The sequence below is a fragment of the Rheinheimera pacifica genome (assembly GCF_900108485.1).
Lineage (GTDB): Bacteria > Pseudomonadota > Gammaproteobacteria > Enterobacterales > Alteromonadaceae > Alishewanella > Alishewanella pacifica.
This window is the reverse complement of record NZ_FNXF01000001.1, coordinates 132,733-158,500: the sequence shown is the minus strand read 5'-3', so window position 1 is coordinate 158,500 and position 25,768 is coordinate 132,733. Positions and strand designations below refer to the sequence as shown.

Annotated in this window: 22 protein-coding genes and 1 pseudogene; 10 read left to right on the top strand and 13 right to left on the bottom strand. The window is 50.6% G+C overall.

Annotated elements, in window-relative coordinates:
- The first annotated feature begins 102 nt into the window (after positions 1-102).
- From BLW68_RS00725 to BLW68_RS00695, 7 genes are all read left to right on the top strand, one after another.
- Positions 103-870, top strand: a complete 768-nt coding sequence (locus BLW68_RS00725) for a SapC family protein (RefSeq protein ID WP_092789146.1) — start codon at positions 103-105, stop codon at positions 868-870.
- The gene (locus BLW68_RS00720) at positions 854-1,915 is read left to right on the top strand and encodes a cupin-like domain-containing protein (RefSeq protein ID WP_218141269.1); all 1,062 of its coding nucleotides are present in this window, start codon (positions 854-856) and stop codon (positions 1,913-1,915) included. Before BLW68_RS00725 ends, BLW68_RS00720 begins: the two co-directional genes overlap by 17 nt.
- A gap of 31 nt (positions 1,916-1,946) precedes the next feature.
- A complete protein-coding gene (locus tag BLW68_RS00715) occupies positions 1,947-3,434 on the top strand; it encodes a tryptophan halogenase family protein (RefSeq protein WP_092789144.1) in 1,488 nt (495 codons plus the stop codon).
- Between the two features lie 23 nt (positions 3,435-3,457).
- On the top strand, positions 3,458-4,147 hold the full coding sequence (locus tag BLW68_RS00710) for a DUF6445 family protein (protein WP_092789142.1): 690 nt from the start codon (positions 3,458-3,460) through the stop codon (positions 4,145-4,147).
- A 125-nt stretch (positions 4,148-4,272) separates the two neighbouring features.
- Positions 4,273-5,619, top strand: a complete 1,347-nt coding sequence (locus tag BLW68_RS00705) for a Fic family protein (protein ID WP_092789140.1) — start codon at positions 4,273-4,275, stop codon at positions 5,617-5,619.
- Between the two features lie 237 nt (positions 5,620-5,856).
- Entirely contained in the window at positions 5,857-6,363 is a 507-nt protein-coding gene (locus BLW68_RS00700; RefSeq protein ID WP_092789138.1) for a hypothetical protein, read from the top strand.
- A 44-nt stretch (positions 6,364-6,407) separates the two neighbouring features.
- Positions 6,408-6,959, top strand: coding sequence for a nucleoside/nucleotide kinase family protein (locus BLW68_RS00695; protein WP_092789136.1), 552 nt, complete (start codon positions 6,408-6,410; stop codon positions 6,957-6,959).
- 91 nt (positions 6,960-7,050) lie between these two features.
- On the opposite strand, the gene BLW68_RS00690 is transcribed toward BLW68_RS00695, so the two are convergent.
- Together BLW68_RS00690 and BLW68_RS00685 are read right to left on the bottom strand one after the other, a co-directional pair.
- Positions 7,051-7,320: a type II toxin-antitoxin system RelE/ParE family toxin gene (locus tag BLW68_RS00690; RefSeq protein WP_092789134.1), complete on the bottom strand. Its 270-nt coding sequence runs from the start codon at positions 7,318-7,320 to the stop codon at positions 7,051-7,053.
- Complete coding sequence (locus tag BLW68_RS00685; RefSeq protein WP_218141268.1) at positions 7,307-7,627, bottom strand: type II toxin-antitoxin system RelB/DinJ family antitoxin; 321 nt, start codon at positions 7,625-7,627, stop codon at positions 7,307-7,309. The genes BLW68_RS00690 and BLW68_RS00685 overlap by 14 nt, the downstream gene beginning before the upstream one ends.
- A gap of 107 nt (positions 7,628-7,734) precedes the next feature.
- On the opposite strand from BLW68_RS00685, the gene BLW68_RS00680 reads away from it, so the two are divergent.
- The gene (locus tag BLW68_RS00680) at positions 7,735-8,079 is read left to right on the top strand and encodes a 5-carboxymethyl-2-hydroxymuconate Delta-isomerase (RefSeq protein WP_092789132.1); all 345 of its coding nucleotides are present in this window, start codon (positions 7,735-7,737) and stop codon (positions 8,077-8,079) included.
- Positions 8,080-8,161: 82 nt separating this feature from the next.
- On the opposite strand, the gene BLW68_RS00675 is transcribed toward BLW68_RS00680, so the two are convergent.
- The 6 genes from BLW68_RS00675 to BLW68_RS00650 are packed head-to-tail and all read right to left on the bottom strand — an operon-like array spanning position 8,162 to position 19,108.
- On the bottom strand, positions 8,162-10,123 hold the full coding sequence (locus BLW68_RS00675) for a sialate O-acetylesterase (RefSeq protein ID WP_092789130.1): 1,962 nt from the start codon (positions 10,121-10,123) through the stop codon (positions 8,162-8,164).
- Positions 10,111-12,684: a glycoside hydrolase family 3 protein gene (locus tag BLW68_RS00670; RefSeq protein WP_092789128.1), complete on the bottom strand. Its 2,574-nt coding sequence runs from the start codon at positions 12,682-12,684 to the stop codon at positions 10,111-10,113. The genes BLW68_RS00675 and BLW68_RS00670 overlap by 13 nt, the downstream gene beginning before the upstream one ends.
- A gap of 49 nt (positions 12,685-12,733) precedes the next feature.
- A complete protein-coding gene (locus BLW68_RS00665) occupies positions 12,734-15,196 on the bottom strand; it encodes a glycoside hydrolase family 3 N-terminal domain-containing protein (RefSeq protein WP_092789126.1) in 2,463 nt (820 codons plus the stop codon).
- A gap of 14 nt (positions 15,197-15,210) precedes the next feature.
- Positions 15,211-16,215 carry a glycoside hydrolase family 43 protein gene (locus BLW68_RS00660; protein WP_092789124.1) on the bottom strand — a complete coding sequence of 335 codons (1,005 nt, stop codon included), beginning with the start codon at positions 16,213-16,215 and terminating at the stop codon, positions 15,211-15,213.
- A gap of 5 nt (positions 16,216-16,220) precedes the next feature.
- Positions 16,221-17,738 carry an MFS transporter gene (locus BLW68_RS00655; RefSeq protein WP_092789123.1) on the bottom strand — a complete coding sequence of 506 codons (1,518 nt, stop codon included), beginning with the start codon at positions 17,736-17,738 and terminating at the stop codon, positions 16,221-16,223.
- A gap of 29 nt (positions 17,739-17,767) precedes the next feature.
- Complete coding sequence (locus tag BLW68_RS00650; RefSeq protein WP_218141267.1) at positions 17,768-19,108, bottom strand: family 8 glycosyl hydrolase; 1,341 nt, start codon at positions 19,106-19,108, stop codon at positions 17,768-17,770.
- Positions 19,109-19,245: 137 nt separating this feature from the next.
- Between BLW68_RS00650 and BLW68_RS00645 the strand changes: the two genes are divergently transcribed.
- Positions 19,246-20,706, top strand: coding sequence for a sugar porter family MFS transporter (locus BLW68_RS00645; RefSeq protein WP_281246190.1), 1,461 nt, complete (start codon positions 19,246-19,248; stop codon positions 20,704-20,706).
- Positions 20,707-20,787: 81 nt separating this feature from the next.
- Here BLW68_RS00645 and BLW68_RS00640 read toward each other — a convergent pair whose 3' ends face one another.
- The 3 genes and pseudogenes from BLW68_RS00640 to BLW68_RS21320 all read right to left on the bottom strand — a co-directional run.
- Entirely contained in the window at positions 20,788-21,156 is a 369-nt protein-coding gene (locus tag BLW68_RS00640; RefSeq protein ID WP_092789119.1) for a VOC family protein, read from the bottom strand.
- 38 nt (positions 21,157-21,194) lie between these two features.
- Entirely contained in the window at positions 21,195-21,779 is a 585-nt protein-coding gene (locus BLW68_RS00635; RefSeq protein ID WP_092789117.1) for an RNA polymerase sigma factor, read from the bottom strand.
- A 229-nt stretch (positions 21,780-22,008) separates the two neighbouring features.
- Positions 22,009-22,128: pseudogene (locus BLW68_RS21320) on the bottom strand (IS200/IS605 family transposase); the annotation flags it as partial.
- 29 nt (positions 22,129-22,157) lie between these two features.
- Between BLW68_RS21320 and BLW68_RS00625 the strand changes: the two are divergent.
- Positions 22,158-22,388 carry a winged helix-turn-helix transcriptional regulator gene (locus BLW68_RS00625; protein ID WP_218141266.1) on the top strand — a complete coding sequence of 77 codons (231 nt, stop codon included), beginning with the start codon at positions 22,158-22,160 and terminating at the stop codon, positions 22,386-22,388.
- 138 nt (positions 22,389-22,526) lie between these two features.
- Here the strand turns inward: BLW68_RS00625 and xylA are convergent, their stop codons facing one another.
- Positions 22,527-23,846, bottom strand: coding sequence for a xylose isomerase (xylA, locus tag BLW68_RS00620; protein ID WP_092789860.1), 1,320 nt, complete (start codon positions 23,844-23,846; stop codon positions 22,527-22,529).
- A gap of 254 nt (positions 23,847-24,100) precedes the next feature.
- Positions 24,101-25,567 carry a xylulokinase gene (xylB, locus tag BLW68_RS00615; RefSeq protein WP_092789113.1) on the bottom strand — a complete coding sequence of 489 codons (1,467 nt, stop codon included), beginning with the start codon at positions 25,565-25,567 and terminating at the stop codon, positions 24,101-24,103.
- Positions 25,568-25,768 lie beyond the last annotated feature (201 nt).

Genomic DNA, 25,768 nt, shown 5'->3' with positions numbered 1-25,768 from the left:
GGGAATGTTGTATCAGTTGTACATTAAAAGCCAGGCCGCTATTACAGCGGCTTTTCCTGACCGAAGGGAGTTATTGCTACACAGCAGACACAGGATGTAAAAATGCCCCGACATGCACTATTAAACAATATCGACCACCAGCATACCCGTGTGCTACACCGGTTTGGCGCAGAATACGGCGACAATATCGCCAGCACGCTGGTGTTTCCTACCGAATTTACCGAACTACAAAAAGAGTACCCTATTCTGCTGCGCCGTGACGCTGATGATAATCAGTATCAGGCCATCGCTTTATTAGGCTTTGCCGCGGATGAAAATTTATACCTGAATAACCAGCAGCCGTCTGGCTGGGACGCGCGCTATATTCCGGCCAGCATTGAAAAAGGCCCGTTTCTGATTGGCTTTCAGCGCCAGAGCAGTGATCTGAACGACGAACCAGAGCCGGTAGTACATATAGATATCGACCACCCCAAAATCAGTGAACAATATGGCCAGCAATTGTTTTTACCCCAAGGTGGCAACAGCCCTTATCTGGAGCATATTTCGGCCCGCCTGCAGGCGATTCATCAGGGGCTGGCTATAGCGCCGGCGATGTTTGCTGCCTTTACCGAACTGGAGCTGATAGAGCCTGTCAATATAGAGTTCAGCCTCGACAACGGCGAAAAATACCGCCTGACCGGCAATTATTGTATTAATGCTGCCCGTTTGGCGGCACTGCGCGGCACCGGGTTAGAGCAACTGCATCAGGCCGGTTTTTTGCAACTGGCGTATGCCATTGTTAACTCGATGAGCAATATCCGCAGCCTAATTGAGCGCAAAAATCAGCTTAACCGGCAACAGGCTGTTGCTGTAAGTGACAAACCGTTATGAGCAAAGCGTTATGCTGAATATTAGCCGCCGTTGCCCTATTGTTGATACCTGCCAACCCGGCGTTTTACCGGCAGAAATCGTCAACGCCAAACAACCGGTAGTGCTAAAAGGCCTGGTAAACCACTGGCCCATGGTACAACTGGGGCAGCAAAATCCGGCCTTAGTGGCCGATTACCTTAACAGCCACTATAACGGCCAGCCCACTCAGGTGTATTACGGCGAACCCGGCCTGAACGGCCGCTATTTTTATAATGACGACGCCACTAAGCTGAATTTTACCGTGAGTTTAGGCAAGGTTGATCAGGTACTACGCGATATATTGGCCTGGCAGCAGCAAGCACAACCGCCTTCGGTTTACATTGCATCTAACCTGCTGCAGAGCCATTTTCCTACCCTGCCCGATCAGCACAATATGCAGTTACCCAAACCTGAACCGGGCTATGCCACTGAACCAGACCGCGTCAGCATCTGGCTGGGCAACCGCTCGTTGGCCGCCTGCCACTATGATACCTCAGAAAACCTGGCCTGCTGCGTACTGGGTAAACGCCGTTTTACGCTGTTTCCACCAGAGCAAGTCAGCAATTTGTACCCTGGGCCACTGGAACCGACACCAGGCGGCCAGGCCATCAGTATGGTCGATTTTAGCCAACCGGATTTACAGCGTTTTCCTAATTTCCGCCATGCCGTGGCGGCAGGCCAGATAGCCGAGTTAGAACCGGGCGATGCCCTGTATTTACCCAGCATGTGGTGGCATCAGGTAGAAGCGCCGGGCAGCTTTAATATTTTGATCAATTACTGGTGGAGCACAGCCCCGCGCTACACCGGCTCGGGTATGAACCTGTTGTACCACGCCCTGTTATGCCTGCGCGATAAGCCCGAGCATGAACGCCGCGCCTGGCAGGCGCTGTTAAATTACTATGTGTTTGATGACCCCAAACAAGCCGGACAACATTTGCCTGAAGCTGCCCGTGGTGTATTGGGCGGGCTGGATGAGATGCAGGCGCGCCAACTCAGAGCGATGCTGCTAAACCGGTTAAATCGCTGAAAAATATTATAAAAATCACAGGGAGCAGACAATGCAACACCATACAGTTAAAAAAGTAGTGATCGCCGGTGGTGGCACCGCCGGTTGGGTAGCTGCGGCCGCGCTGTCAAAACGGCTAAAAGGCTTAATTGATGTCGTGCTGATAGAGTCAGAAGAAATAGGCACGGTCGGCGTGGGCGAATCTACCGTGCCACCGGTGCAGCTGTTTCATAATTTGCTCGGTATCAACGAGCAAGAGTTTATGCAGGCTACCGATGCCACCTTTAAACTGGCCATTTCGTTTGAAAACTGGGGCCAACAGGGCGACCATTATTTCCACCCCTTTGGTGTCACCGGCAAAGGCAGCTTTCTGAGTGATTTTCAGCACTACTATTTACACGGCTTAAGCCAGGGTATAGCCGCACCTTTTGGCGACTATTGTTACGAGTTACAGGCGGCCAAACAGCATAAGTTTGCTAAAACTGAGCAATCTACCATTAACTACGCCTACCATTTGGATGCCGGCCGTTATGCCCGTTTTTTACGCCGCTTTAGCGAAGACTTATGTGCGGTGCGCATTGAGGGAAAAATTGCCCAGGTGCAGCAGCATGTTAACGGCGATATCCGCGCTTTGGTGCTGGAGTCTGGCCAGGAAATAACCGGCGATTTGTTTATAGACTGCACCGGCTTTCGCGCCTTGTTAATCGAGCAAACATTAAAAACCGGTTACGAGCGCTGGGATCACTGGCTACCGTGCAATAAAGCGGTAGTAGTACAAACCGAGCCCGGCCCTACTGTACCACCTTACACCCGGGCTATTGCGCATGACAGCGGCTGGCAGTGGAAAATTCCGCTGCAACACCGGGTTGGCAATGGTTTGGTGTATGCCAGCGATTATTTGTCCGACGACAAAGCCAGACAGCGTTTACTGGATGGCCTGGAAGCACCGGCCATTATGGAGCCCCGCGTACTTAGCTATCAAACCGGCCGGCGTAAAAAGCTGTGGCATAAAAACTGTGTTGCTATTGGTTTATCCAGTGGTTTTATTGAACCGCTGGAATCGACCAGTATTTTTCTGTTTATGAGCGGCATTATCCGCTTACTGCGGCTGTTTCCTTTTAACGGCGTTACACCAGCTCTAACCGACGAATATAACCAGCAATCTATTACTGAAGTAGAAAAAATCCGCGATTTTATTATTCTGCATTATCACCAGACCGAACGTAACGACAGCCCGTTTTGGGACTATTGCCGCACCATGACAATCCCGGATTCGCTGGCACACCGCATAGCGTTATTCCGCGAAAGCGCCCACGCCTTTCAAACCGGCGATGAGATGTTCCGGCTCGAATCCTGGAGCCATGTCATGCTGGGGCAGCGGCTGCAACCGCAAAGTTATCATCAGTTGGTGGCAGGCTTGGGCAGCGGCGAGTTAAGCCGCCACTTACAGCAGATCCGCGAAACGATTAACAGCGCCGTACACCGGCTGCCATCGCACCGTGACTTTCTGCGCCAATACTGCCCGTCTAACCTGACATAGCACCTGACCGAGCATAAACGCAGATGCAGATCACCCGGCTGACGACAGGCAAAGAGCACTCACCGCTGTTGGTGGTAGATAATTTTATACCGCAGCCTGAAGCGTTAGTTGAGTACGCCTGTGGCCAGCAATTTTTGGCCAATTCACCTTATTATCCGGGCGTGCGCTCTGCAGCACCTGAAAGCTATCGCCAGTTTATGCTGCAAAGCCTGCAGGCCACGTTAATAGATTACTTTGCATTACCGACAACGGCGCTGGGCTTTTCGGTGTGTCATTTTTCGCTGGTTACTACACCACCGGCACAACTCAAATTGCTGCAACGCATTCCGCATTTTGACACGACAGAAAAACACGCGCTGGCGGCGGTGCATTACTTATTTCAGGGCGATCAAGGCGGTACTGCCTTTTACCGCCACCGTAAAACCGGCTTTGAAATTATTGATGACAGCCGCACTATGGTCTATTACCGCGCACTGGAAGCCGAAAACGATGGCCCCAACCTGCCTAAAGCCAGCGATGGTTATATTGGCGGCGATACCGCACTATTTGAGCAAATTGGCGCGCAGCAAGGCATCTTTAACCGCCTGATTATCTACCGCCGCCATGCGTTGCACAGCGGCATTATTACCCAAAACACCAGCTTATCCGCCAACCCGCGTTTAGGCCGGCTAACCATTAGCAGCTTTATCGATATGCAGCCAAAGCATGGCTAAACACTACCAATACTTTGTTAGGCAATCCCACACACGCCTGTCATAACTCAAATTTTCGAATTTGCGTTTTAATAATAAAAAGCTTACTCTAAAAATCAAATAAGCAAGTCAATTAGAGATGCGTTATGGCTAAGTCAAGAGTTGAAAAACCACCAGTGCTCAGTATTCCTGAAGATTTTGAGGTTGTTATTCCTCTTTTGGAAAAATGTGATGTAACAGATTCTGATGGCCGTTATCTGCATTGGAGCCAATTCAAATGGAGAGTTCCAAAGGAAAATGCAGAAAATTTATGGAAAGCTGTCAAATTTAAACGTATGTCCCAATACAAGCCTATCGGATTATTTGATGAAAACGGGGCTCCATTTGTTTATTGCACTCCTCACTCTATGGAAGCGATCTTGTATCAACTGGTTAAAGTGACCGGTGGAAACGTGGGCGCAGTAGCTGATTCAGCTGCAAGTGATAGCCTGCAGAGTAGATTCTTGGTTTCTTCATTAATAATGGAGGAAGCTATTACCAGTGCTCAGTTGGAAGGTGCATCGACAACCCGGGAAGTTGCAAAAAAAATGCTGGAGGAAGGAAGAGAGCCGGTTGATGAAGATGAACGGATGATTCTCAATAACTATCTGTTACTAAAATACGCCGAGCAAAATAGCAAAAACACATTAACATTAGATATGATTCTTGAGTTTCATCGGATAGCAACAGCAGGAACTAGCGGAAACAATGTTATCCCTGGTCAGTTTAGGCAGCACAACGATATATATATAGAAGATGGTGATGGCAATATTGCACACCAACCACCGGATTTTTCTACGATAGAAAACCGGTTGCTGAAGCTGTGTGAATTTGCCAATAAAAACCACACCGGCATAGAGGGAAGTGACTTTATACATCCAATGATTAAGGCAATAACGTTGCACTTTATGATTGGATATGAGCATCCCTTCAGAGATGGAAACGGTAGGACAGCCAGAGCCCTGTTTTATTGGTTCATGTTGAAAAGTGATTACATTCTGTTCAAATACATCTCCATCAGTAAGCTTTTAAGAGAGAAACCAAGAGAGTACGGTTTGTCTTATTTGTACACTGAAAAAGATAGCAACGATCTTACTTATTTTATCTACTTTCAGTTAGATACAATACACAAAGCCTTCGACGAGCTGAAAAAATACCTGAATCAAAAGGCGACTGAGTTTCAAAAAATATCTGAAGTACTAGAAAGAACGTCCTGGGGTTCAAAACTTAACTTTATTCAAAAGGATTTAATTAAAAAAGCGGTTAAAGAGCCCGGTAGAGTTTTTAGCGCAAAAGAAGTTTCCAGCTCTTACTCAGTTTCAGAAAATACAGCACGAAGCTATCTGACAAAGCTGGTTGAAATGAAGCTGTTTTTCAGTACCAAAGATGGAAGAACGATAATCTACATCGCACCATCTGAGCTGCTATCCAAACTAAATGGAAAAAAAGCATAATAATTCGCACGCGCTATTAGAGATCAGCAATAAACGGGTTCAGACAGCTTAACCCGTACTTGCGCCACCAGCACAACTATCAGCTGTACCGATAAGTTATTGTAAGTTTTAAACAAGCGGTGTAGTGTTCTGTACATTTACAAAGGCAGGTTAAACCGTGTTTAAGTACGGATCAACCCGCCGAATAAACGTTATATTGCGCTTTAGTATTGATGCCCTTTCACTTTTGGAGAGTAAATGCAAAAAGGATTTGTGGGAATATTTGAAGCTGAGTCAGTAATAAAGACTTTATTACTTTGCATACTGACTGTTGGGGCCTATCTAATATATAAGCTCTATAATTTCTCAAACCTGATTAGTCAAAAAACTGAATATAAAATATCTAAATTATTTATTGTAACAACTATTTTATTATTCACCATGCACCTGGGCAGCTTGATTTATGCTTTAGCCAACCTGCATGATCCAGCTATTTTAATAGGCTCAATCAGCATTCATATCGTTTCAAGTATTTTTGACGTAACTTGGATAATTATGGTGCGAAATCGGATTAATTTAATTGCAGGTTCTAAGAGAGGTGACAAGCTTTGGTTAAAGCCATTAATCACGTCAGTTTTCCATGTAATCTATATGCAACATAAAATAAATCAGGGGTTGGCGATGGCCCAAGATAACAAACGAATATTATCGCCAGCAAAAAGCGCTGGCTGCGACGTTAACCCGCTGCACGGCTTTCCGCGCTAATTTGGGCGTTAGTTTACAATCAAATATAGGCGTATAGAGGCACTATGGATAGAGTTAAAGTCGTAGCTATTAGCGGTGCATCTGGGTGCGGTAAAACATCAACTGTTAGGCAGTTATCCAGTGATTTCGGTTGCCCTTTTTTGCATTTTGATGATTACGTTCATCAATTTAGCTATCCAAAAGACATGAAAAAGTGGAAAGAAAATGGGGCCGACGTATCCGAAATTTATACGCCTGATATGATCAATAATCTTCGACAATTAATTGAAAGCAGTCACTCGTATGTTTTTGTTGAAGAGCCATTTGGTAGAGAACGCAGCTGTATTTCTTCGTTTATAGACTATGTAGTCTTACTTGATCAACCTATGGATATTTGTCTTTCTCGGGTTATTAGGAGAAATATTGAACGCCACTCAAATGATTCACATAGTTCAGTTCTTAAATATCTGAGTAATTACGAAGATCACTTTAGAGATATTTATATTAAAACAGTAAATAAAGTTCGTAAAAACTGCGACCTAATAATTCAGGAAATTTGCCCTGTTTCAGTAACCGCAGATATTGTTAGCAAATGGCTAAAAAGCAAAGCAAACTAACAAGCGGCTGGTATCGCATCTTCGGGGCTTGGACGGCTTAAGCTACTCGACCGGCGCCCCAAAGCTCTACGTTATGTGATTTTTGGTGTAACTAGAAAATTTCGCTGTGAGAGCCAATTCGGGCAAGTTGCAGGGTGTTATTAGCAATTCTGTAAATTAGAACGAAGTCTGGCTTGATGTGGCAATCTCTAAAGCCGAGCCAATTTCCACTCAGAGGATGATCAACATTTTTTGCGGCGAGTGCTTCGCCACGCTGCAGCTGAGAGATGATATTCCCAACTTCCAGAATGTCGGGAATAGGCATCTTAGCAATTTTTTTGAAATCTTTTTTAAACTGAGTTGAATATTCAAGGGTGAGCACTTTGTACTTTGCCTTCGGTTAACTCGTTTAACATGGCATCAAGAGACTTACTTTGCTGGCCCTTACCTGCTGCCAGTTCTTGCATTGCAGCTACTGTAGTTTCATTTGGTTGGCGTGCTTTAATCTCAAAAGGTATACCGCCATGATTGATAACAGCACGCGCAAATAGCTTGAGTGCCTGAGATGGGCTTAGCCCGACATCATCACAAATGCTGGTAAATGCGACTTTTGTGTCATGATCTATGCGTGTGCTAAGCATTTCGCTTTTCAAGATAACTACTCCAAAGTGTGTTGCAATGTCAGACATTGTAGCACATGGTTGGACGATCAGATAACAAACGGCCGTTTGTGGCCTTTAGCCGCTGCGACGCTCACGCGCGGGGCGTTAGCAATTCAACACATAGAGGAAAAACAATGCCGCATTTTATAGTCGACTGCTCGGTTGAGGTGCTGGAAAGTCACCCTGAGGAATATATTGCAGAGCAAATTCATCTGGTTGCTGTTGCCTCTGATTTGTTTGATATCGGTGATATTAAAGTCCGGGTGAATCCTTACAGTAAGTATGTAGTTGGGGGAAAACGTGAGCTTTTCATTCACGTGTTTTCAAGCATTATGCAAGGTCGCACCACTGAGCAGCGGGCAAAGTTGTCACAATCGGTTGTTGAGAAGTTAGTGGCTATGTTTCCGCATGTTCCGAATATTGCGATGAATGTCAGTGAGTTTGAAAAGGCAACTTACTGCAATCGGAATATGCTTTGAGCGATACACCTGAATAAAATCGGGGCTTATAGAAACCCCGATAAGTAAATTTGCCACCAAGGGCAATGGCTGGATTTAGCAATTACTTTGGCTGAGCAATCTGAGCAGTAAAGGGTGACGCCGGTAGGCCTGCGCTGTTGTACAGCACCGCATCCGGGTTATCGGCCCAGGCGTAACGGACTTGCACCGGCGCTTTGATATCAGCATGCGACAGCACTAATTGCTTACCCCGCAGCTGTACCTGCGCCCAGCGATATTCGCCGTCGCTGCCAGCGATGGCAAAGCTCTGGCCGGGTTTTAGTACCAGTTGCTGATCAAAGCTAAGCAGTAATTGATTCCCCTGCGCTTGTACCGACAACAACTGCGGCCCCTGATACGGCACATCTTCGCCAAGCGCCACCGCTCGTGCCGCTAAAGCCAGGCGCTCTGCTAAGGTTTTTTTATCTACCGGATGAATATCGTTCCATTCGCCAACATCAATAGCCACCACCATAGCAGTATTGGCTTCTGTTAAGCTCTGGCGCTGCGCTTCGCGTAACCCGGCCCAGTGGCTGTCGGTGGGTTCTGGTGTTTTTTCCAGGTAATTAGCCAGCTGGACAAATAAAAACGGTAACGGCTGTTGCTGGCCGCTGTTTTGTGCCCATTTTGCCCGCCAATCGCGGATCATCGCGGTAAAACGCGGCTGATACTGCGCATACTGGCCAACATTAGATTCACCCTGATACCAGATCACGCCTTTAACCGGCAGATAAGTTAACGGCGCGGTTAAACCATTAAATAAGCCCAGCGGTTTCCAGCGGATAAAGGTATCACCGGGCAAAAGCTCTGCCTTAGCTGAGCTGTGCATTTTCCACGGCCCGCTTAAATCCAGTTTGTTGTGATCTGTGCCGAGCCAATAAGGTTTATCCGGCATTAAGCCGGTTTTGCCATTGGTGGCGGTAATACGCACTGCCAGCAGGTTGTTACCGGCTTTAAGCAGGTTTTCAGGTACGGCATAACGGCGCGGCGGGTATTGATAGGTGGTATTGCCCACCAAGGTGCCATTGATATACACCTCGTCGGCATCGACGATAGAACCCAGGCGTAAGGTATTGGCCTCTGCCGCTTGTTTGGCAGTGAGCTGCACCGTTTTACGCAACCACCAGACACCGGTAAAAGGTTCAGGCCGAAAACCCGGCACGCTAAAGCTTGCCCAGTTGCTGTCGTCCAACGCGCTGCTATACCAGGGCGTTTTGCCGTTTAAACCCGCATCACGCTGTTGTAAATCGCCATACCACTTAGCATTTTTTGCCTTGTCGGCTTCAGTCACCTCCTGGATCAGCTTATCATCGCGAAAACGGATAGCTTCGGCCAGCGCATCAGGAAATGGCTGCAGCGCCTGCTCGCTCATCCAGGCTTCAACCGGTGAGCCACCCAGCGCATTATTTAAAATGCCGATGGCGACACCGTCATCTGCAGCAGAATGCTCAAACAGTTCGCGGGCAAAATAAAATGCCAGTGCAGAAAATTCTGCAATAGTGTCCGGGCTGGCGGCAACCCAGTGGCTGCTGCTGAAATCCTGCTGTGGCGTTTTAAAGTTGTAATGTTGCGGTACTTTAAACTGGCGGATTAACGGATAGCTGGCACCGGATAGATCCTGCGGATAGGCCTCGGCCAGGCGTGCCATCTCCATTTCCATATTAGACTGGCCCGATGCCACCCAGACATCACCAAAATAAATATCCTGCAGCGTGATCTGGTTATGGCCGTGAAAGCTCAGCTGATAAGGCCCACCGGCAGCTTGTGCTGGCAGCTTAAGCTGCCAGCGGCCATTGGCAGGCTTAGCCTGCCCCACGGCTTTGCCGTTAAAGCGCACCTCAACCGTTTCGTCAGCAGCGGCCCAGCCCCACAGCGTAATAGCCGTATCACGCTGCAGCACCATACCATCGCTAATCAGTTTTGGCAGGCTGATATCGGCAATTGCCAGCGGGCTAAGCAGTAATGCCATACATAAGCCGGCTTGCCTGAGCCCTGCCATACTGTTGCCGGGCTTTAGTTGCCACATGTGGCGTTACCTTCGTTTTGCGCCAGCCGCACATTGGCCAGTTGCAACACCAGGCCGGCGCTACCTTGCAGCACCATCGGCCGGGTAACTTTGCTGATATCAAAAGTGCTGTCGGCTTCACTAAAACAGCGCAACGCAATTTTCATACTCTGCCAGCCCTTACCCTGCATTTGCGCCAACTGGCCGCTGATATCAATATTGGCACTGCAGTTATCGCCGCATTGCATGCCAAGCGTAGTGGTACTGTTGCTAAGTGCCAGCACCTGGTATTCCAGCTCCAGCGCCATATCGCCGTTAGACTGACGGGCTAAATCCAGCACCACACCATCGGCATGGGTTAACAGCACTGTACCGGGTTGTGCAAAGCTGAGCGTAACCGAGTCTTCCTGCTGCAACCGATCTGTGGCAGTGGCTGTTAATGCGCCACGGGCTGAGGTATGCAGTGCGTCTGTTACCCGCGTGATCTGGCCTTGATCAAGCAGTTGCAACTGCCAGGGTGTTACGGCTTTGCCGGCATGCAGATAACGGCTGGCATTGAGCATTTGATCAGCGCTGATACCCGCGTTTTCATGTAGCTGGCCAACTGTTGTGTTGTCGCTGTAACGCAAGCCATAACCGTAGGCAAACAGCGGCTTGTAGCCTGCATCGCCGACATTAAGCGGCTCGCCTTTGGCGTTATCCGGCCAGGAGAACGAAAGCTTGCCCTGAAAATCATGCCGTACCGCACCGCTTGGCGAGCGGAACAGCACATCGGCCACCGCCCCACCTTCGCTGCCGGGTAAAAACGCTGCGACAAAAGCATCAGACTGATTCAGCTCAGGGTTTACCCACAACGGCCGGCCGGATAAAAACACCGCCACGGTGGGAATACCCTGGCTTTTTAGTTGGGTAAGAATTTGCAGCCCGCGGTTGTCGTCAAACGCCAGATGGCTGCGATCGCCAATAAACTCGGCATAAGGCTCTTCACCAAATACTACTATGGCAACATCAGGCCGCTGGCTGTAACGGCCGTTTTCGCTAAGCTCAACACTGCCACCGCCGGCGGTAACCGTTTGCAGGATACCGGCATAAATAGAGTCGCCATTAGGAAAATCGCTGTTGGCATTACCCGAGCCCTGCCAGCTTAGTGTCCAGCCGCCGCTTTGCTTACCGATATTATCGGCACCATCGCCCGCCACCAGCACCCGGCCAGTAGTGTTTAACGGTAACAACTGTTGATTATTTTTCAGCAGTACCAGTGATTTACGCGCTGCCTCACGCGCCAGAGCCCGGTGCTGTGCATTGCCCAGCAGTTCATAACGCCCGGCCAGTGGCCGCTCGGACGGTTTTACCTGCTCAAATAAACCCATTTCTGCCTTAATACGCAGTATGCGCAGTACAGCCTCGTCCAGCCGGGCCATCGGCAGGCGGCCGTCTTTTACCTGCGCCAGCGTATTGGCATACAAAGCCTGCCAGCTGTCCGGCGCCATATACATATCCAGCCCGGCAATAACCGAGGCCGCACAATCTGTTGGTGTACAACCGCTTATCTGGCCGTGGCCGTTCCAGTCGCCTACCACAAAGCCATCAAAGCCCATCCGGTGTACCAGCACGTCGGTCAGCATAGGGGCAAAACCGTGCATTTTATCGCCATGCCAGCTGTTGTAAGACGCCATTACCACGCGCGCACCGGCCTTAATGGCACTGTAGTAAGGGGGCGCATGTATGTCGCGCAGGCCGGCTTCAGTATCAATATTATCGCCCTGATCTTTGCCGCCTACGGTACCGCCATCACCCAAAAAGTGTTTAACCGTGGCCAGCATATGCTCACCGCGCAAAAAGTCTGCGGCGCCCGGCATACCCTGAATACCCTGCAAAATATGCGGGGCATAGCTGGCGACCAACGCCGGGTCTTCACTGTATGATTCATAAGTGCGGCCCCAGCGGTCGTCACGCGCTACCGCGATAGTTGGCGCAAAGGTCCAGTCCAGCCCGGTTACCTGCATTTCAATGGCGGTAGCACGGCCAATAGCATGCAGTAGCTGGGGTTCGCGCATAGCACCCAGGCCAATATTATGCGGAAAAATCGTCGCACCTTTGACATTGCTGTGGCCGTGCACGGCATCGGTACCCCAAATCACCGGAATATAAGGCCTGCCATCGCTGGTGTCGGTGCTGGCCTGCCAGAAGGCATCGGCCAGCTGCAACCAGGCCGCCGCACCAACACGGTTATCGCGCCCCGGTGCCGAGTTGCCGCCGTTTAGTACCGAGCCCAGATAATAATCGCGCACCTGCTGGGGTGTAACCGAGGCAATATCAGCCTGAATAATCTGGCCGACTTTCTGCTCTGGCGTCATTTGGCTGAGCAAAGCGTTAATTTTGTCTTCTATCTGCTGGTTACGCGCAATCGGCGCGCTTTGCAGTGGCCAGTTTTGTGGCTGGATCAGCGGTTTTTCTGCACCCTGGCTGCTGCCATCAGGCGCCTGCCCGGCACAACCAACCAGCGCCAAACTGCAGGCTAATGCCAGTGTCAGCATGGCCGATAGCTGGCCACTGCCGTGATATTGCTTGCTTTGTTGCATAATTCCTCCCGCCAGTGCGGTTAGTTATGTTGTGATATGCCCACCGCGGTTATTTATTGCTGATCACGGCCTGGCTCAGATACGCCTTGTTGTTAGCTACCTCAGTCACGTCACCTTTGATAACAAAACTGCCTTTTAAGCGGATGTCTGCCGATGAGCTGCCCAGCATCAGGCGGATTTCGCCCGGTTCCACTACCCAGCGCATATGCTGATCAAAAAACGCCAGCAGGTTAACCGGCACGGTAAACCGCAGTGTGGCCTGCTCGCCAGGCTTTAGCGGCACCCGCTTAAAGCCGGTTAACTGCTGCACCGGCCGGGTGACACTAGCCAGCGGATCATTAATATACAACTGCACCACTTCAGTACCCTGGCGCTGGCCGCTGTTTTGCACTGTCAGGCTTATTTGCACTTCACCATTGGCGCGGGCGTTGCTGGCGTCAATTTGCAAATCGCTGTAGGTAAAACTGGTATAGCTTAAGCCATGGCCAAACGGGTATAACGGGCTCATGTCGTCAAATAAATAGCCGCGCTTGGCAGAGGCTTTATGGTTGTAATAGCTGGGAATATGGCCGGCACTGCGCGGGAATGTCAGCGGTAACTTGCCAGACGGGTTAACATCGCCAAATAGCACATTGGCTACAGCAGCACCGGTTTCCTGCCCCAGATACCAGGCTTCAATAATGGCCGGTGCTGTTTCGGCCAACTCGCCCAGCGCCAGCGGCCGGCCGTTAGTCAGCAGCAGTACTACCGGTTTGCCGGTGGCCAGAACCGCCTGCGCCAGTTGCAGCTGGTTACCTACCAGCTCTAAACTGGTGCGGTCGCCCAAATGGCTTTCGGCCCAGGCTTCGCGCGATAAACCTTCGTTTTCACCTAACACCAGCACCACCGCATCGGCGGTTTTTGCCACCGCAACAGCTTCGTCCAGCAAGCTTTTACGGTCGTTGTCGGTAGCCAGTGCTATAGGATCGTAGTTCCAGCGCTGCATAGAAAACGTACCTGCCGCCTGGCTGCGCTGGCGTATATCTGAGGTAATAAAGGCCTGATTCTCTTCCTGCGCTTTAGTCGCTGTTAAGACTTTGGTTAACAGCGTACCCCGGGCAAACTGCACTTGCGCTTTGCCCTGCAGTTTTTGTTTCAAGCCCTGATAAATGCTGATAGTCTGGCGCGGAATGCTGCTGTAACCGCCCAGCAATACTTCATCGGCATGCGGGCCAATCACCGCCAGCTTGCTAATTTTTGCTGCATTTAGCGGCAAGATGCCGTTATTTTTTAGCAACACCATCGACTTTTCGGCTACCAGCCGGGCAAAGTCGCGATCTTTAGCGCCCCCTACCAGCGCATTGGCCTGGCTGGCATCAACATAGGGGTTGTCAAATAAACCCAGGCGGAATTTCAGCGCCAGTACGCGACGCACTGCGGTGTCTATCGCGCTTTCGTCTAACTGACCACTTTGCACCAGTGCCGTTAAATGCGGGAAGGTTTTCGGATCCGGCGTTTCCATATCCACTCCGGCCAGCAAAGCGGCTTTGGCGGCTGCAGCCTCGGTATCAAACAAATTATGGCGGCTGTTCAGCTCTTCAATAGCAAAATAATCGCTGACAATAACGCCGTTAAAACCCCATTCTTTGCGCACTATGTCTTGCAATAAGGCGCGGTTAACATGCGACGGAATACCATCAATTTCATTGTACGACGCCATAATACTGGCGGCATGTGCCAGCTTTACTGCTGCTTCAAACGGCGGTAAAAACACCTCGTGCAGCTCACGCGGGGCTATATGTGCCGGGGCTATATTTAACCCGGCCTGCGGCTGACCATGGCCGGTAAGATGCTTTAATGTGGCGACGACTTTATCTGGCGCAAACTGGCCGGTTTTACCGGTTTTGCCCTGAAAGCCTTGTACTGCTGCTACCCCCATGGCCGACATCAGGTATGGATCTTCGCCCATGGTTTCTTCAATCCGGCCCCAGCGCGGGTCGCGGGCAATATCCAGAATGGGCGTTAAGGCCCAGTGAGCCCCGGTAGCGCGCATCTCGCGGGCAGCCAGTGCATACACATCGTGCATATCGTCTGGCGACCAGCTGCTGGCCAGCGCTATTGCCTGCGGAAAGCTGGTGGCATCAAAGGCGGCATAGCCATGCAGTGCTTCTTCGTGCATCAGCGCCGGAATACCCAGCCGGGTATTTTCTTTTAGCCAGCGCTGCAGTGCGTTGTTAAATTCTGCCGTTTGTTGTGGTGTTTTAAATTCGCTCGGCCGGCCAATATGGCCAATGCCAAGCGGGATAATTTGTGCCGCTTTGTCGGCTAAAAACTGCTGTTGCAGGTTTTCCATACCCCGGCGCTGTTGCCACACCGTTTGCAGCTGGGCGACTTTTTCTTCCAGCGTCATACGCGCCAGTAAATCGTCTACCCGTTGCTCGGTGCTCAGGCTGGCGTTCTGATAAGGCTGTTGCGCTAACACAGTAAATACTGCGCTAACCCCTAATAGTGCTACAAACAGTTGCCTGGCCATGCGGTGCCTCCTGTTTAGTCGCGGTACGGTGTTAAGGTACAGATCCGGCCCTGGGCGTCATGCTGCAGTTCAGCCATTTTTACCGAGCGCAAATGGGTTACCCCTTCAGACAGCACCGAGTCGTGGTAAAACAGATACCATTTACCGTTAAATTCACAGATAGAATGATGGGTAGTCCAGCCGATAACCGGCTCCAGAATGCGGCCCTGATAAGTAAAGGGGCCATAGGGGCTGTCGCCGGTGGCGTAGCAAAGAAAATGCGTATCGCCGGTAGAATAAGAAAAGTAGTATTTACCGTTATATTTATGCAGCCAGGACGCTTCAAAAAAGCGCCGCTCAGTATCACCGCCCAGTAATGGCTGGCCGTGTTCGTCCAGAATGATAATTTCGCGCGGTGCTTCGGCAAATTCCAGCATATTGTCGGTCAGCCGGGCCACTTTTGGCCCCAGTGCTGGCTCATCGGCAGCCGGTTCGGCATATTGTGCATCATAGCGGTTATTGCGGTACTGCTGTAACTGGCCGCCCCAGATGCCGCCAAAGTATAGATAATAGCTGCCGTCATCGTCGGCAAATACGGCCGGGTCTATCGAGTAACTGCCTTGTATCGGTTGTGGCTGTGCCGTAAAAGGCCCGGCTGGGCTATCACCGATTGCTACACCCAGCTGAAAGCGGCCATCGGCTTTTTTCGCCGGAAAATAAAAATAATATTTATCGCCTTTTTTTGCCGCATCCGGTGCCCACATTTGCCGCTCGGCCCAGGGTACGTCGTTAATATGCAGTGCTACGCCGTGGTCCACGGCTTTGGCATCCGGGCCGTCCAGCGACAGCACGTGGTAATCCTGCATGGCAAAATGATCGCCGTTGTCGTTAAACGGGATGCCAGCGTCAATATCATGCGACGGGTAAATATAAATACGGCCGTCAAATACATGCGCTGACGGGTCGGCAGTATAAATATGCTCTACCAGTGGCTGCGAAATTGCTTTGGCTTTTAATGCTTTATAATCGGTGTCTGACATTAGCGTTATTCCCCCTGCAGCAAACCGGCCGCGGCGCGCCGCTGGCTTAGCTCTTGTTCAATCTGAATTTCTTTATGTTTATTAATTTCATACACAAACATGCAGGCCACGCCTATTAAAAATGGCAGCGCCGCATATAAACTGACCGACAGTTTAATGCCGTTGATGGTGTCTTCTGCCTGGGTGGCTAACAGGGCGTCATAACCGTAATGCGCCAGAATACCGGCCACCAGAGCGCCGCCAATGCTTAGCCCCAGTTTGAGGCCAAAAATCATTGCCGAAAAAATAATGGCAGTGGCACGGCGATGGTTTTTCCATTCCGAATAGTCGGCCACGTCGGCAATCATGGCCCACAGCAGCGGAATAGTAATACCGTAAAAAAAGCCGTGCAGCAGCTGCGATAAAAACACCAGGCCAATAGCATCGGGCGGCAGCAGATAAAACAGCAGAATAAACAGCGTAGAAATAAACAGCGCCACAGCAAACACATCACGCTTGCCAAACCTATCGGCCAGTGGCTTGGCAAAGCTAATGCCGATAATCATGCAGATAATGCCACCGGCATTAAACAGGCTAAAACCGGAGGTAGGCGCATCTTTCGGCCAGAGAAACTCGTTTAAGCCCATACCGGTAAGCATGGCATTAAGCCCGGCAATAAAGCGGTTAAAGCCGATGTCGTGCAGAAAACCGGCGATATGGGTTTCACTAAGATAATGTTCAAAATAAAAAATATACATGCCGCCTTTTAACGCCAGCGTAATAAACACCAGCACTGTTAACAGCAGCAGAATAAACCAGGGTTTATTGCGTACCAGATCGCCTAAGTCCTGGCGGATACTGGAGGCACCGCTGCTAATGGTAAGCACCCGCTCTTTGGTGGTAATAAAGGTGATCAGAAAAAAAGCGATACCCACACAGGCAAACAGCGTCATGGTGTTTTCAAAGCCGACCGCTTTATCACCATCACCGAGGATCAGCACCAGCGGCAGTAACAAGGCCTGAATAATAAACTGCGCCACCATTACCGCCACGAAGCGGTAAGCCGACAAGCTGTTACGTTCGGCCATATTGCCGGTAAGTACGCCACTTAATGCCGAATACGGCAGGTTATTGGCCGAATACACCAGCACCAGCAGCACATAAGTAGTAAAAGCATAAATAATTTTACCCTGCGGGCTGAAATCGGGCGTACTGAACGCCAGCAAGGCAATAACGCCAAAGGGCACTGCTGTCCACAAGATCCAGGGCCTGAACTTGCCCCAGCGGGTTTGCGTGCGATCGGCAATCAGGCCCATCACAGGGTTAAAAAAGGCACCAATGACACCGCCGAAAAAGATAATCGCCGCCGCCGAGCCGGCCGGGATCTGATAAACGTCGGTATAAAAGAAAGCCAGAAAGGTCATCAGTGTCTGAAAGATCAGATTAGCCGCCAGATCGCCGAGGCTATAGCCGATTTTTTCTGTCACACTGAGTTTTTCTGTCGTGCTAAGTTTTGCTGTGACACCTGGGCTAGCTGTTTGCATCTTTGTCTGCCTGTTGATTATCGTTGTTTTTATTCTGTTTTATCTGTTTGTTGTGCGGGCAACCAGGCCTGAAACTGCCCACTTACATGCAACAATGCCATCATATACAACATACCATCATAATAACGGTAGTGGCCTTCTGGTACTGGCAGCTGCCACAGGGCCTGCACAAATTTACCGGCGTCCGGCCCTGTAGCTGCCAGGCTGGCCACGGCGTTCATTGCCACTAAGCCACTTTGCTGGGCGTTATCCAGCTTTTTGCCGTCCAGGCTGTACTGGCTGCTGTAATTACTTAACCCTTCACTGACAAAAAACGCCTGCAGCCGGTTGCTTAGCTCTATCGCTCTGGCATCCATGCGCCACCAGCTCCAGTCAAACGACCAGTTCATTGCAGTGCGCCAGGCATCAAAGCGAAAATCGGCCGACTCGGGCCGCCAGGGCGCCGCCCAGGGGCTGCCATCAAAGTTGCCGTAATCCGGTGTCAGGCCGGTTTTAGGGTGGGCTGCCTTGCTGAAATAATCGCGGCTAACCTGCGCGGCCTTTTGCCAGAATGCCCGGTCGGCTTCTGGCCCCATTCTGGCCCATACTTCATAAAAAGCCGGTAAATGGTATGAGGCATCGGTATGATCGGCGTTGGTTAAATCGGGTGTAAAGCGCACCATGGCGTGCTCGGGATGAAACAGGTTAGTGGCGGTCTGGCTACCGCGCTGCGTCTGGCCGGTAATAATGTTGCGATGGCGCATATGCTGCAGCAATTCATCGGCCCTGGCCTTGTACTGGTATATGCCGGCCCCGTCGCCCCAGCGCACAGAGGCAAAATATAACGCCGTGGCAAAGTATTCTTCGCCATCGGGCGCAGGCATTTCATCCAGCGCCACACCGTCGGTACCTACAGACCATGCAAAGTAGCCATAAGCCGGATGCGCCGGGTCGCTATGGTACATATGGCTGACAGCCCAGTTCCACAGTGCATCAAATTCGGTCTGTTTATTCATTTGTACGGCGATCATCATGCCGTATGACATGCCCTCAGAGCGCACATCATTATTATTAATATCCGCAATATACGCCTTGGTACCCTGGGCATTACTGCCATCAGCAAAGTACAGCGCCTGGGTATCTGGCGCGCCATAAAACAGTTGGTTAAAAGCCTGGTTAATTTTGTCGTCAATGGCCTGCTGGCTATGGCCCTGCTGAGCAAATAAGTTAGCGTAACGGCCACTAACTGCACTGCCCTGCTCTGCCTCACCATTCAGTGCCTGCCGGTTAGCGGTACAACCCGGTAACACCGATAACACCGACAACAAAAAAAGGCTGCAGGCCAGCACCAGTGGCTTAGTTAACGGCAGTATTTTTGCTTTAGGCATCATGGATATTGCTACTTTTATAATGACAATCTGACCGTACCATACAATGCCAGGCCACTTAGCGGATTAACGAAATGTACTGAAAGAATTATGTTTTTTAACAAGCACACTGCTTAAGTGCAGATTAAACTTTATGCTGCTTGCAGATAACTACAATAACAGGAGTCACTATTTTGCAGCCTAACTCAGTAACCGCAGCACTCACTGCGGCAGAAGCCGATAACCGCGGCTTTATTTTATTTATTACCATAGTCGCCACCTTAGGTGGCTTTTTGTTTGGCTACGACAGCGGGGTAATTAACGGTACCGTAGATGGCCTGCAGCAGGCGTTTAACTCGCAAAGTGCCGGTACCGGCTTTAATGTCGCCAGTATGCTGCTGGGCTGCGCCGTCGGCGCCTTTTTTGCCGGCCGGCTGGCCGACATCAGCGGCCGGCGTACCTTACTGCAGGTAGCGGCAGTATTTTTTGTTATCAGCGCCTGGGGTTCGGGCGTGGCTGACAGTTCAGTGGAGTTTGTGTTTTACCGTATTCTCGGCGGTTTGGCCGTGGGTGCAGCATCGGTGATGGCACCGGCCTATATATCCGAAGTAGCGCCGGCACGTTATCGCGGCATGCTAACCACAGTGCAGCAAATTGCCATTATCTTTGGCTTGTTTATGGCCTTTATCAGCAACTATCTACTGGCAAAATTCGCCGGCGCCTCTACCGCTGTGCTATGGCTCGATTTCTCAGCCTGGCGCTGGATGTTCTGGATGGAGCTTATTCCGGCGGTGCTGTTTTTACTGATGCTGTTGTTTATACCCGAAAGCCCGCGTTTTCTGGTACTAAAAGGCAAAACGGTGCTGGCGAAAACGGTGTTAACCCGGCTTTATGGCGACACGGCAGCAACGCGCAAATTAACCGAGATCCAGCAGTCGCTGGAAGGCAATCATCAACCACAGCTGCGCGATTTAGTGGACAAGCAAAGCGGCAAATTACGCCGTATTGTCTGGGTTGGCATTGGCCTGGCGACCTTCCAGCAGTTAGTTGGTATTAATGTGGTGTTTTATTACGGCGCTGTATTGTGGCAGGCGGTGGGCTTTTCCGAATCAGACGCGCTGTTAATTAATGTTATCAGCGGCGCACTAAGCATTGCCGCCTGCGTTATTACGCTGTTGGTTATTGATAAAATTGGCCGCAAGCCGCTGCTGAAATGGGGCTCTGTTGGCATGGCCATTACGTTGGCTATGATGGTGCTGGCGTTTGCCAATGCCGATCAGGACGCCAACGGCCGGCTGTTACTCGGCGACTGGGGTATGGTGGCGCTGATTAGTGCCAATGCTTATGTGTTTTTCTTTAATATGTCCTGGGGCCCGGTAATGTGGGTGATGCTGGGCGAGATGTTCCCCAACCAGATCCGCGGCTCAGGCCTGGCGGTAAGCGGTTTGGCGCAGTGGAGCAGTAACTTCCTTATTACCATGACCTTTCCGCTGTTATTAAGCGGCATAGGCTTAGCCGGTGCTTACGGTTTATATACGCTGGGCGCATTCTGTTCGATATTCTTTGTCGCCAAAATGGTGCATGAGACCAAAGGCACCGAGCTGGAAGATATGCAGGGTTAAAGCATCAGAAAATTAGATAATAGAGTTTTTTAAAAAACTTAAGTGGCAGCCGTATCAATCAGACACGGCTGCCACCAGCTTTTATTCAGCGCTTTCCTGATAAACCGATAAAATATAACCGTCTGGGTCAAGGAAATCTGCTGACAGCCCACCCGGTGCATGGCTAACGGGCGTTACGATAGTTACTCCTGCTTCGGCCAGATTACTGACCACCTGCTCAATATCTTCAGCCAGCTCAAACACAATAATTGGCGAAGATCCAATTTTCACTTCACCTTTAAAAAAGACCAAATCAACATTTCCCGGAATAGAAGCATGCAACCAGGGCTCGCCCTTGTCGTCGGCTTCCATTCGCTCTATCTCCAGCCCCATAGTGTCGCAGTAAAAAGCTTCTGTACGCTCAATGTCAGACACATAATAAACGATGGTACCTATGCGTAATGTTTTCATTTGTTTTTTCCTTAAGTATAAAGGCGAACTGCCCGACACTAAGTTGCCACCACACTACTTTTTGTGAGGTGTGAAATAATAAATAAATGCCCATCCGGGTCATGGCTGCCCAGTTTTCCGTTCTGCGCCAGCAGGGGTAAGAGTCGCTGGCGGATCTGCCCGTACGGCAAAGGTAACTTCAGCATACAAAACTCATGCGGATTATGCTGCCGGTATTGCAGTTGCTTGCGTATAGCACTAAGCCGTTGCCTTAGCGCCACATCAGATACCCCGAGAAGGTAACAGATTTCCTGCCGGTTATGCCCAGCCATAATTAAACGCGCCACCAACCGCTGCCCTGCGGGCAGATGCTGTAACCAACGGGTATCCGGCGGGAGCGGTTGTGCCACTTGCTGCGGCATCAACTGGTAATAACCGGTATCACGCAGGCGGCTGCGCACGGCACTACGGGCCCGCTCCAGTGCCAAGTGGCGAATAACACCCCGCAGCCAGCGCAGATTAGCCGCTAAGCTCAGCTCTGTTCGGCCTTGCCTGACAGCTTCAAGCAGCGCATCCTGCAATAAGTCTTCAGCTTCATGCTGCGCCCGACTGCAATAAATTGCATAACGCTGTAGTTTTTTCATCAACTGCAACGGGCCGCTCTGTGTATTTCTTACTCTCGTATTTACCTTCAAAATTTAATCAACCACGCAGAAAACAACACAGAAGCATCAGTATTTATTAGCAATCACACCATGATTACGGCTTTTCCAAGCTGCTATGGTGCTTGCTTATTAAGCTATATGGAGCCCTGACTTCCTGCAAGCAAAAAGTATTGTAAGCAGGGGTGGCTTTGCGTGAGCCATTAAGGGGCTAATTATTTTCAACATCCAGCTTTAATTGACGTTCCTCGTTTTCTCTCGGCACTTTATCCGGGTGCCTGACATAACGACAGATGATTTCTTCATTCGCTCCCACTGAATCCACGGTGTAATGGGTTACGTGGGCAACGAGGCATCAGGGTGCTAGTTCAAGTCGAGACCTTCCTCAAGTATAGACTTCTGCACGGCTTCACGGCTCTTGACGCGCTCATACCAGGCCTGGAGGTGCTGAAGATTGTCTCACGCACCGTGCATCCGACCATTCCGGTCAAAGTTGAATATGCTCTCACGCAGGATGGTCAGCGGCTGAACAAGGTCGTGACTGTCGTTGAGGAATTTGGCAAGTGGCTCAAGGCCAGGGATGCCACTTGATAAGCGGGTTCGCACTGAGGTATGCACGGCTATGATGCCTGCCCCTATCGTTCACGAAAACAAAAACATATTCCGGTAGTAATGTATAAGCAAAAAAAAGCCCGGCAAGCCGGGCAACAACAACGGGGTAGCACAACCTTAGCGGTACAGCACCAGATTAACCTGATTCTCCAACCTTTCCTGCTGGCCGCTTACGGCTTGCGGGTTCAGCTGTTCGCGCGCAACCATATCAGCCAGTGATTGCAGGCTGTGTTCGCCGCCCTGAATAGCTTTACCCAGCGTATTACTCCAGCCAGCGTAGCGTTTGGCTACAGCGGCGCTGAGGAAGTCTTTTTCCAGCAAGGTGGCAGCGCGTTTTAATGCCATGGCCAGATGGTCCATGCCGCCGATATGGCCATAAAACAGATCATAACGATCCAGACTTTGGCGGCGCAGCTTGGCGTCGAAATTAAAGCCGCCGGTAGATAAACCGCCCGATTTTAAAATTTCGTACATCACCAGGCTTAGCTCTTCCACGTTGATCGGAAACTGATCGGTATCCCAGCCGTTTTGCGCATCACCGCGGTTGGCGTCGATGCTGCCAAAAATGCCCAGCGAAATAGCGGTTGCCACTTCATGGTGGAACGAATGGCCGGCCAGGGTGGCATGGTTGGCTTCGATATTGACCTTGAACTCTTTTTCCAGGCCATACTGCTTTAAAAAGCCGTACACTGTTGCTGAGTCATAGTCGTACTGGTGTTTAGTTGGCTCTTGCGGTTTAGGCTCAATCAGTAAGGTGCCTTTAAAACCAATTTTATGCTTATGCTCTACCACCATTTGCATAAAACGGCCCAGCTGGGCGCGTTCCTGCCGCAGGTCGGTGTTAAGCAGGGTTTCGTAGCCTTCACGCCCGCCCCACAGTACATAGTTGTCACCGCCCAGGCGTTTGGTGGCGTTCATGGCGTGAAATACCTGCGTAGCGCCGTAACTGAATACTTCAGGATCGGGGTTAGACGCGGCACCGGCGGCATAGCGCGGGTTGCTGAATAAATTTGCGGTGCCCCACAACAGCTTAACGCCGGTTTGCGCTTGCTTTTGCTCCAGCACATCTACCATGGCCGCAAAATTATTAACGTACTCTTTAATACTGTTGCCTTCGGGCGCTACGTCGATGTCATGAAAACAATAATACGGAATGCCTAACTTTTGGAAAAATTCAAAGGCGACGTCGGCTTTGTGTTTTGCCTGTTGCATAGCATCACCGGCTGCCAGCCAGGGACGGTTAAATGTGGGCTGGCCAAACACATCCTGACCGTTCCAGCAGAAGTTATGCCAGTAACAGGCCGCCATACGCAGATGTTCTGCCATGGTTTTACCGAGGATTTTTTCACTGGCGTTGTAATGTTTAAATGCGAGGGGATTGGTGCTGTCGGCACCTTCATAGGTGATTTTATCTACTTGATCGAAATACTGAGCCACGCTGCTCTCCTTGGTTTTGCACATATGCTGCAGGTGTAATGTTGGGCAATGATGCGGCTTATCACAATTATGTTTTTTGAAAGCCATCTTGTTCTTTTCAACATATTGCCGTCGTCATTGCAGCTGTAGCGTTGTTGGCTGCGTGTCTTCGCCCCAATCACATAGTTTACTATGCTCATGGGGCTCATCAACTTGCCGCCTAGCTACAACAGCAATGACTTAGGCAATATTAGCTCTGGCTCTGAAGCTGTAGCTTAAAAATGTCCGGCCAGGCTCTGGTACAGTGCCTTGAATTTGGTGTAGCGCGGCAATAGCGCAGCATGGCGCTGGCTGTCGGGCAGATGCCGGCTTACCAGTTCAGGTTGCGGGCAAATATCGGCCATTGGCATGTGCGGTTCCATTGCCAGCCGTGCCAGCCGGGCTGCGCCCAGGGCAGGCCCCACTTCACCGCTTTGGCGAAAGCTAAGTGGCAGATTTAATATGTCTGCCAGTAGCTGGCGCCAATAAGCACTGCGGGCGCCACCGCCAATAAGGTTAATTTCTGTCGGCTGCAGGCCGCTGGCATGTAAGGCATCGGCGCCCTGCGCCAACGCAAAACTCACGCCCTCTAATACCGAGTAGGTAAGCGCTTTGCGATCTGTGCCGTGGCTTAAACCAAACCAGACGCCTTTGGCATTAGGATTATTGTGCGGTGTGCGCTCGCCAGACAAATAAGGTAAAAACAGCGGTAATTCTGTTATATCCGCACTTATATCCGCACCGCTCTGCTCCAGCTCAGCTAACAGTTCGGCCACCGGGGCGTGCGCCACCTGATCGGCGTACCATTGCAGGCAACTGGCGGCACTTAAGGTTACCGACATTAAATGCCAGCTGTCAGGCAACGCATGGCAGAAACTATGCACCGCCGACTGCGGGTTAGCCATAAACCCATCGCTGACCGCGAAATACACACCCGAGGTGCCAAGCGACAACATTGCCTGGCCAGCACTGACAATACCGGCGCCAACAGCACCGGCGGCGTTGTCTCCGCCACCGGCAACCAGTGGCACCTCGGCCATACCCCAGCGCTGCGCCAGTTCTGGCAGTAAAGTACCGGTGATCTGGTTGCCCTCATACAATTGCGGCATTTGGCGGCGGTGCAAACCACAGGCCTGCAGCAGGGCATCACTCCAGTCCCGCTTGGCCATATCCAGCCATAAAGTGCCGGCCGAATCTGACATATCTGAGGCAAAATCTCCGCTTAAGCAAAAGCGCAGGTAATCTTTTGGCAATAACACTTTTGCGACACGGGCGAACTGCTCTGGCTCATTTTGATGCAGCCATAACAATTTTGGTGCAGTAAAACCGGGCATGGCCAGGTTACCGGTAAGCTGTTGCAATTGCGGCACCTGTTGCTCCAGTTGCCGGCACTGCGCAAAAGCGCGGCCATCGTTCCACAGTATCGCCGGGCGGATCACCTGGTTGCTGCTGTCCAGCAAGGTGGCGCCATGCATTTGCCCCGCCAGCCCGATGGCTTTTACGCCGGCTAACGACTGGCGCTGGCTTAGCTGTGTCATGCATTGCTGCAGGCCAGCCCACCAGTGCTGTGGGTCTTGCTCTGACCATAACGGATACGGCCGGCTTACTGAAAGTTCGCTACTGCTGCTATCGATAACGCTGCCGGTGCTACTAAGTAAAATAACCTTTATCCCGGATGTGCCTAAGTCTATACCTATATACATTTGCAATAATTATCCGAATGTTAGCGCTGATAAACGCATCTTTGATGAGCCGGCTACCAGCAGCAATTACGAAAATTCATAATTAGTGGCTGAATTATGTTTTCTCATTTGCCAGCAGCGCTGGCTGGTCTAATATTGAACACGCTTGCACTATTTTAGTTAAAAATAAAAAACAAAAATAATAATCAGATAAACCAGACG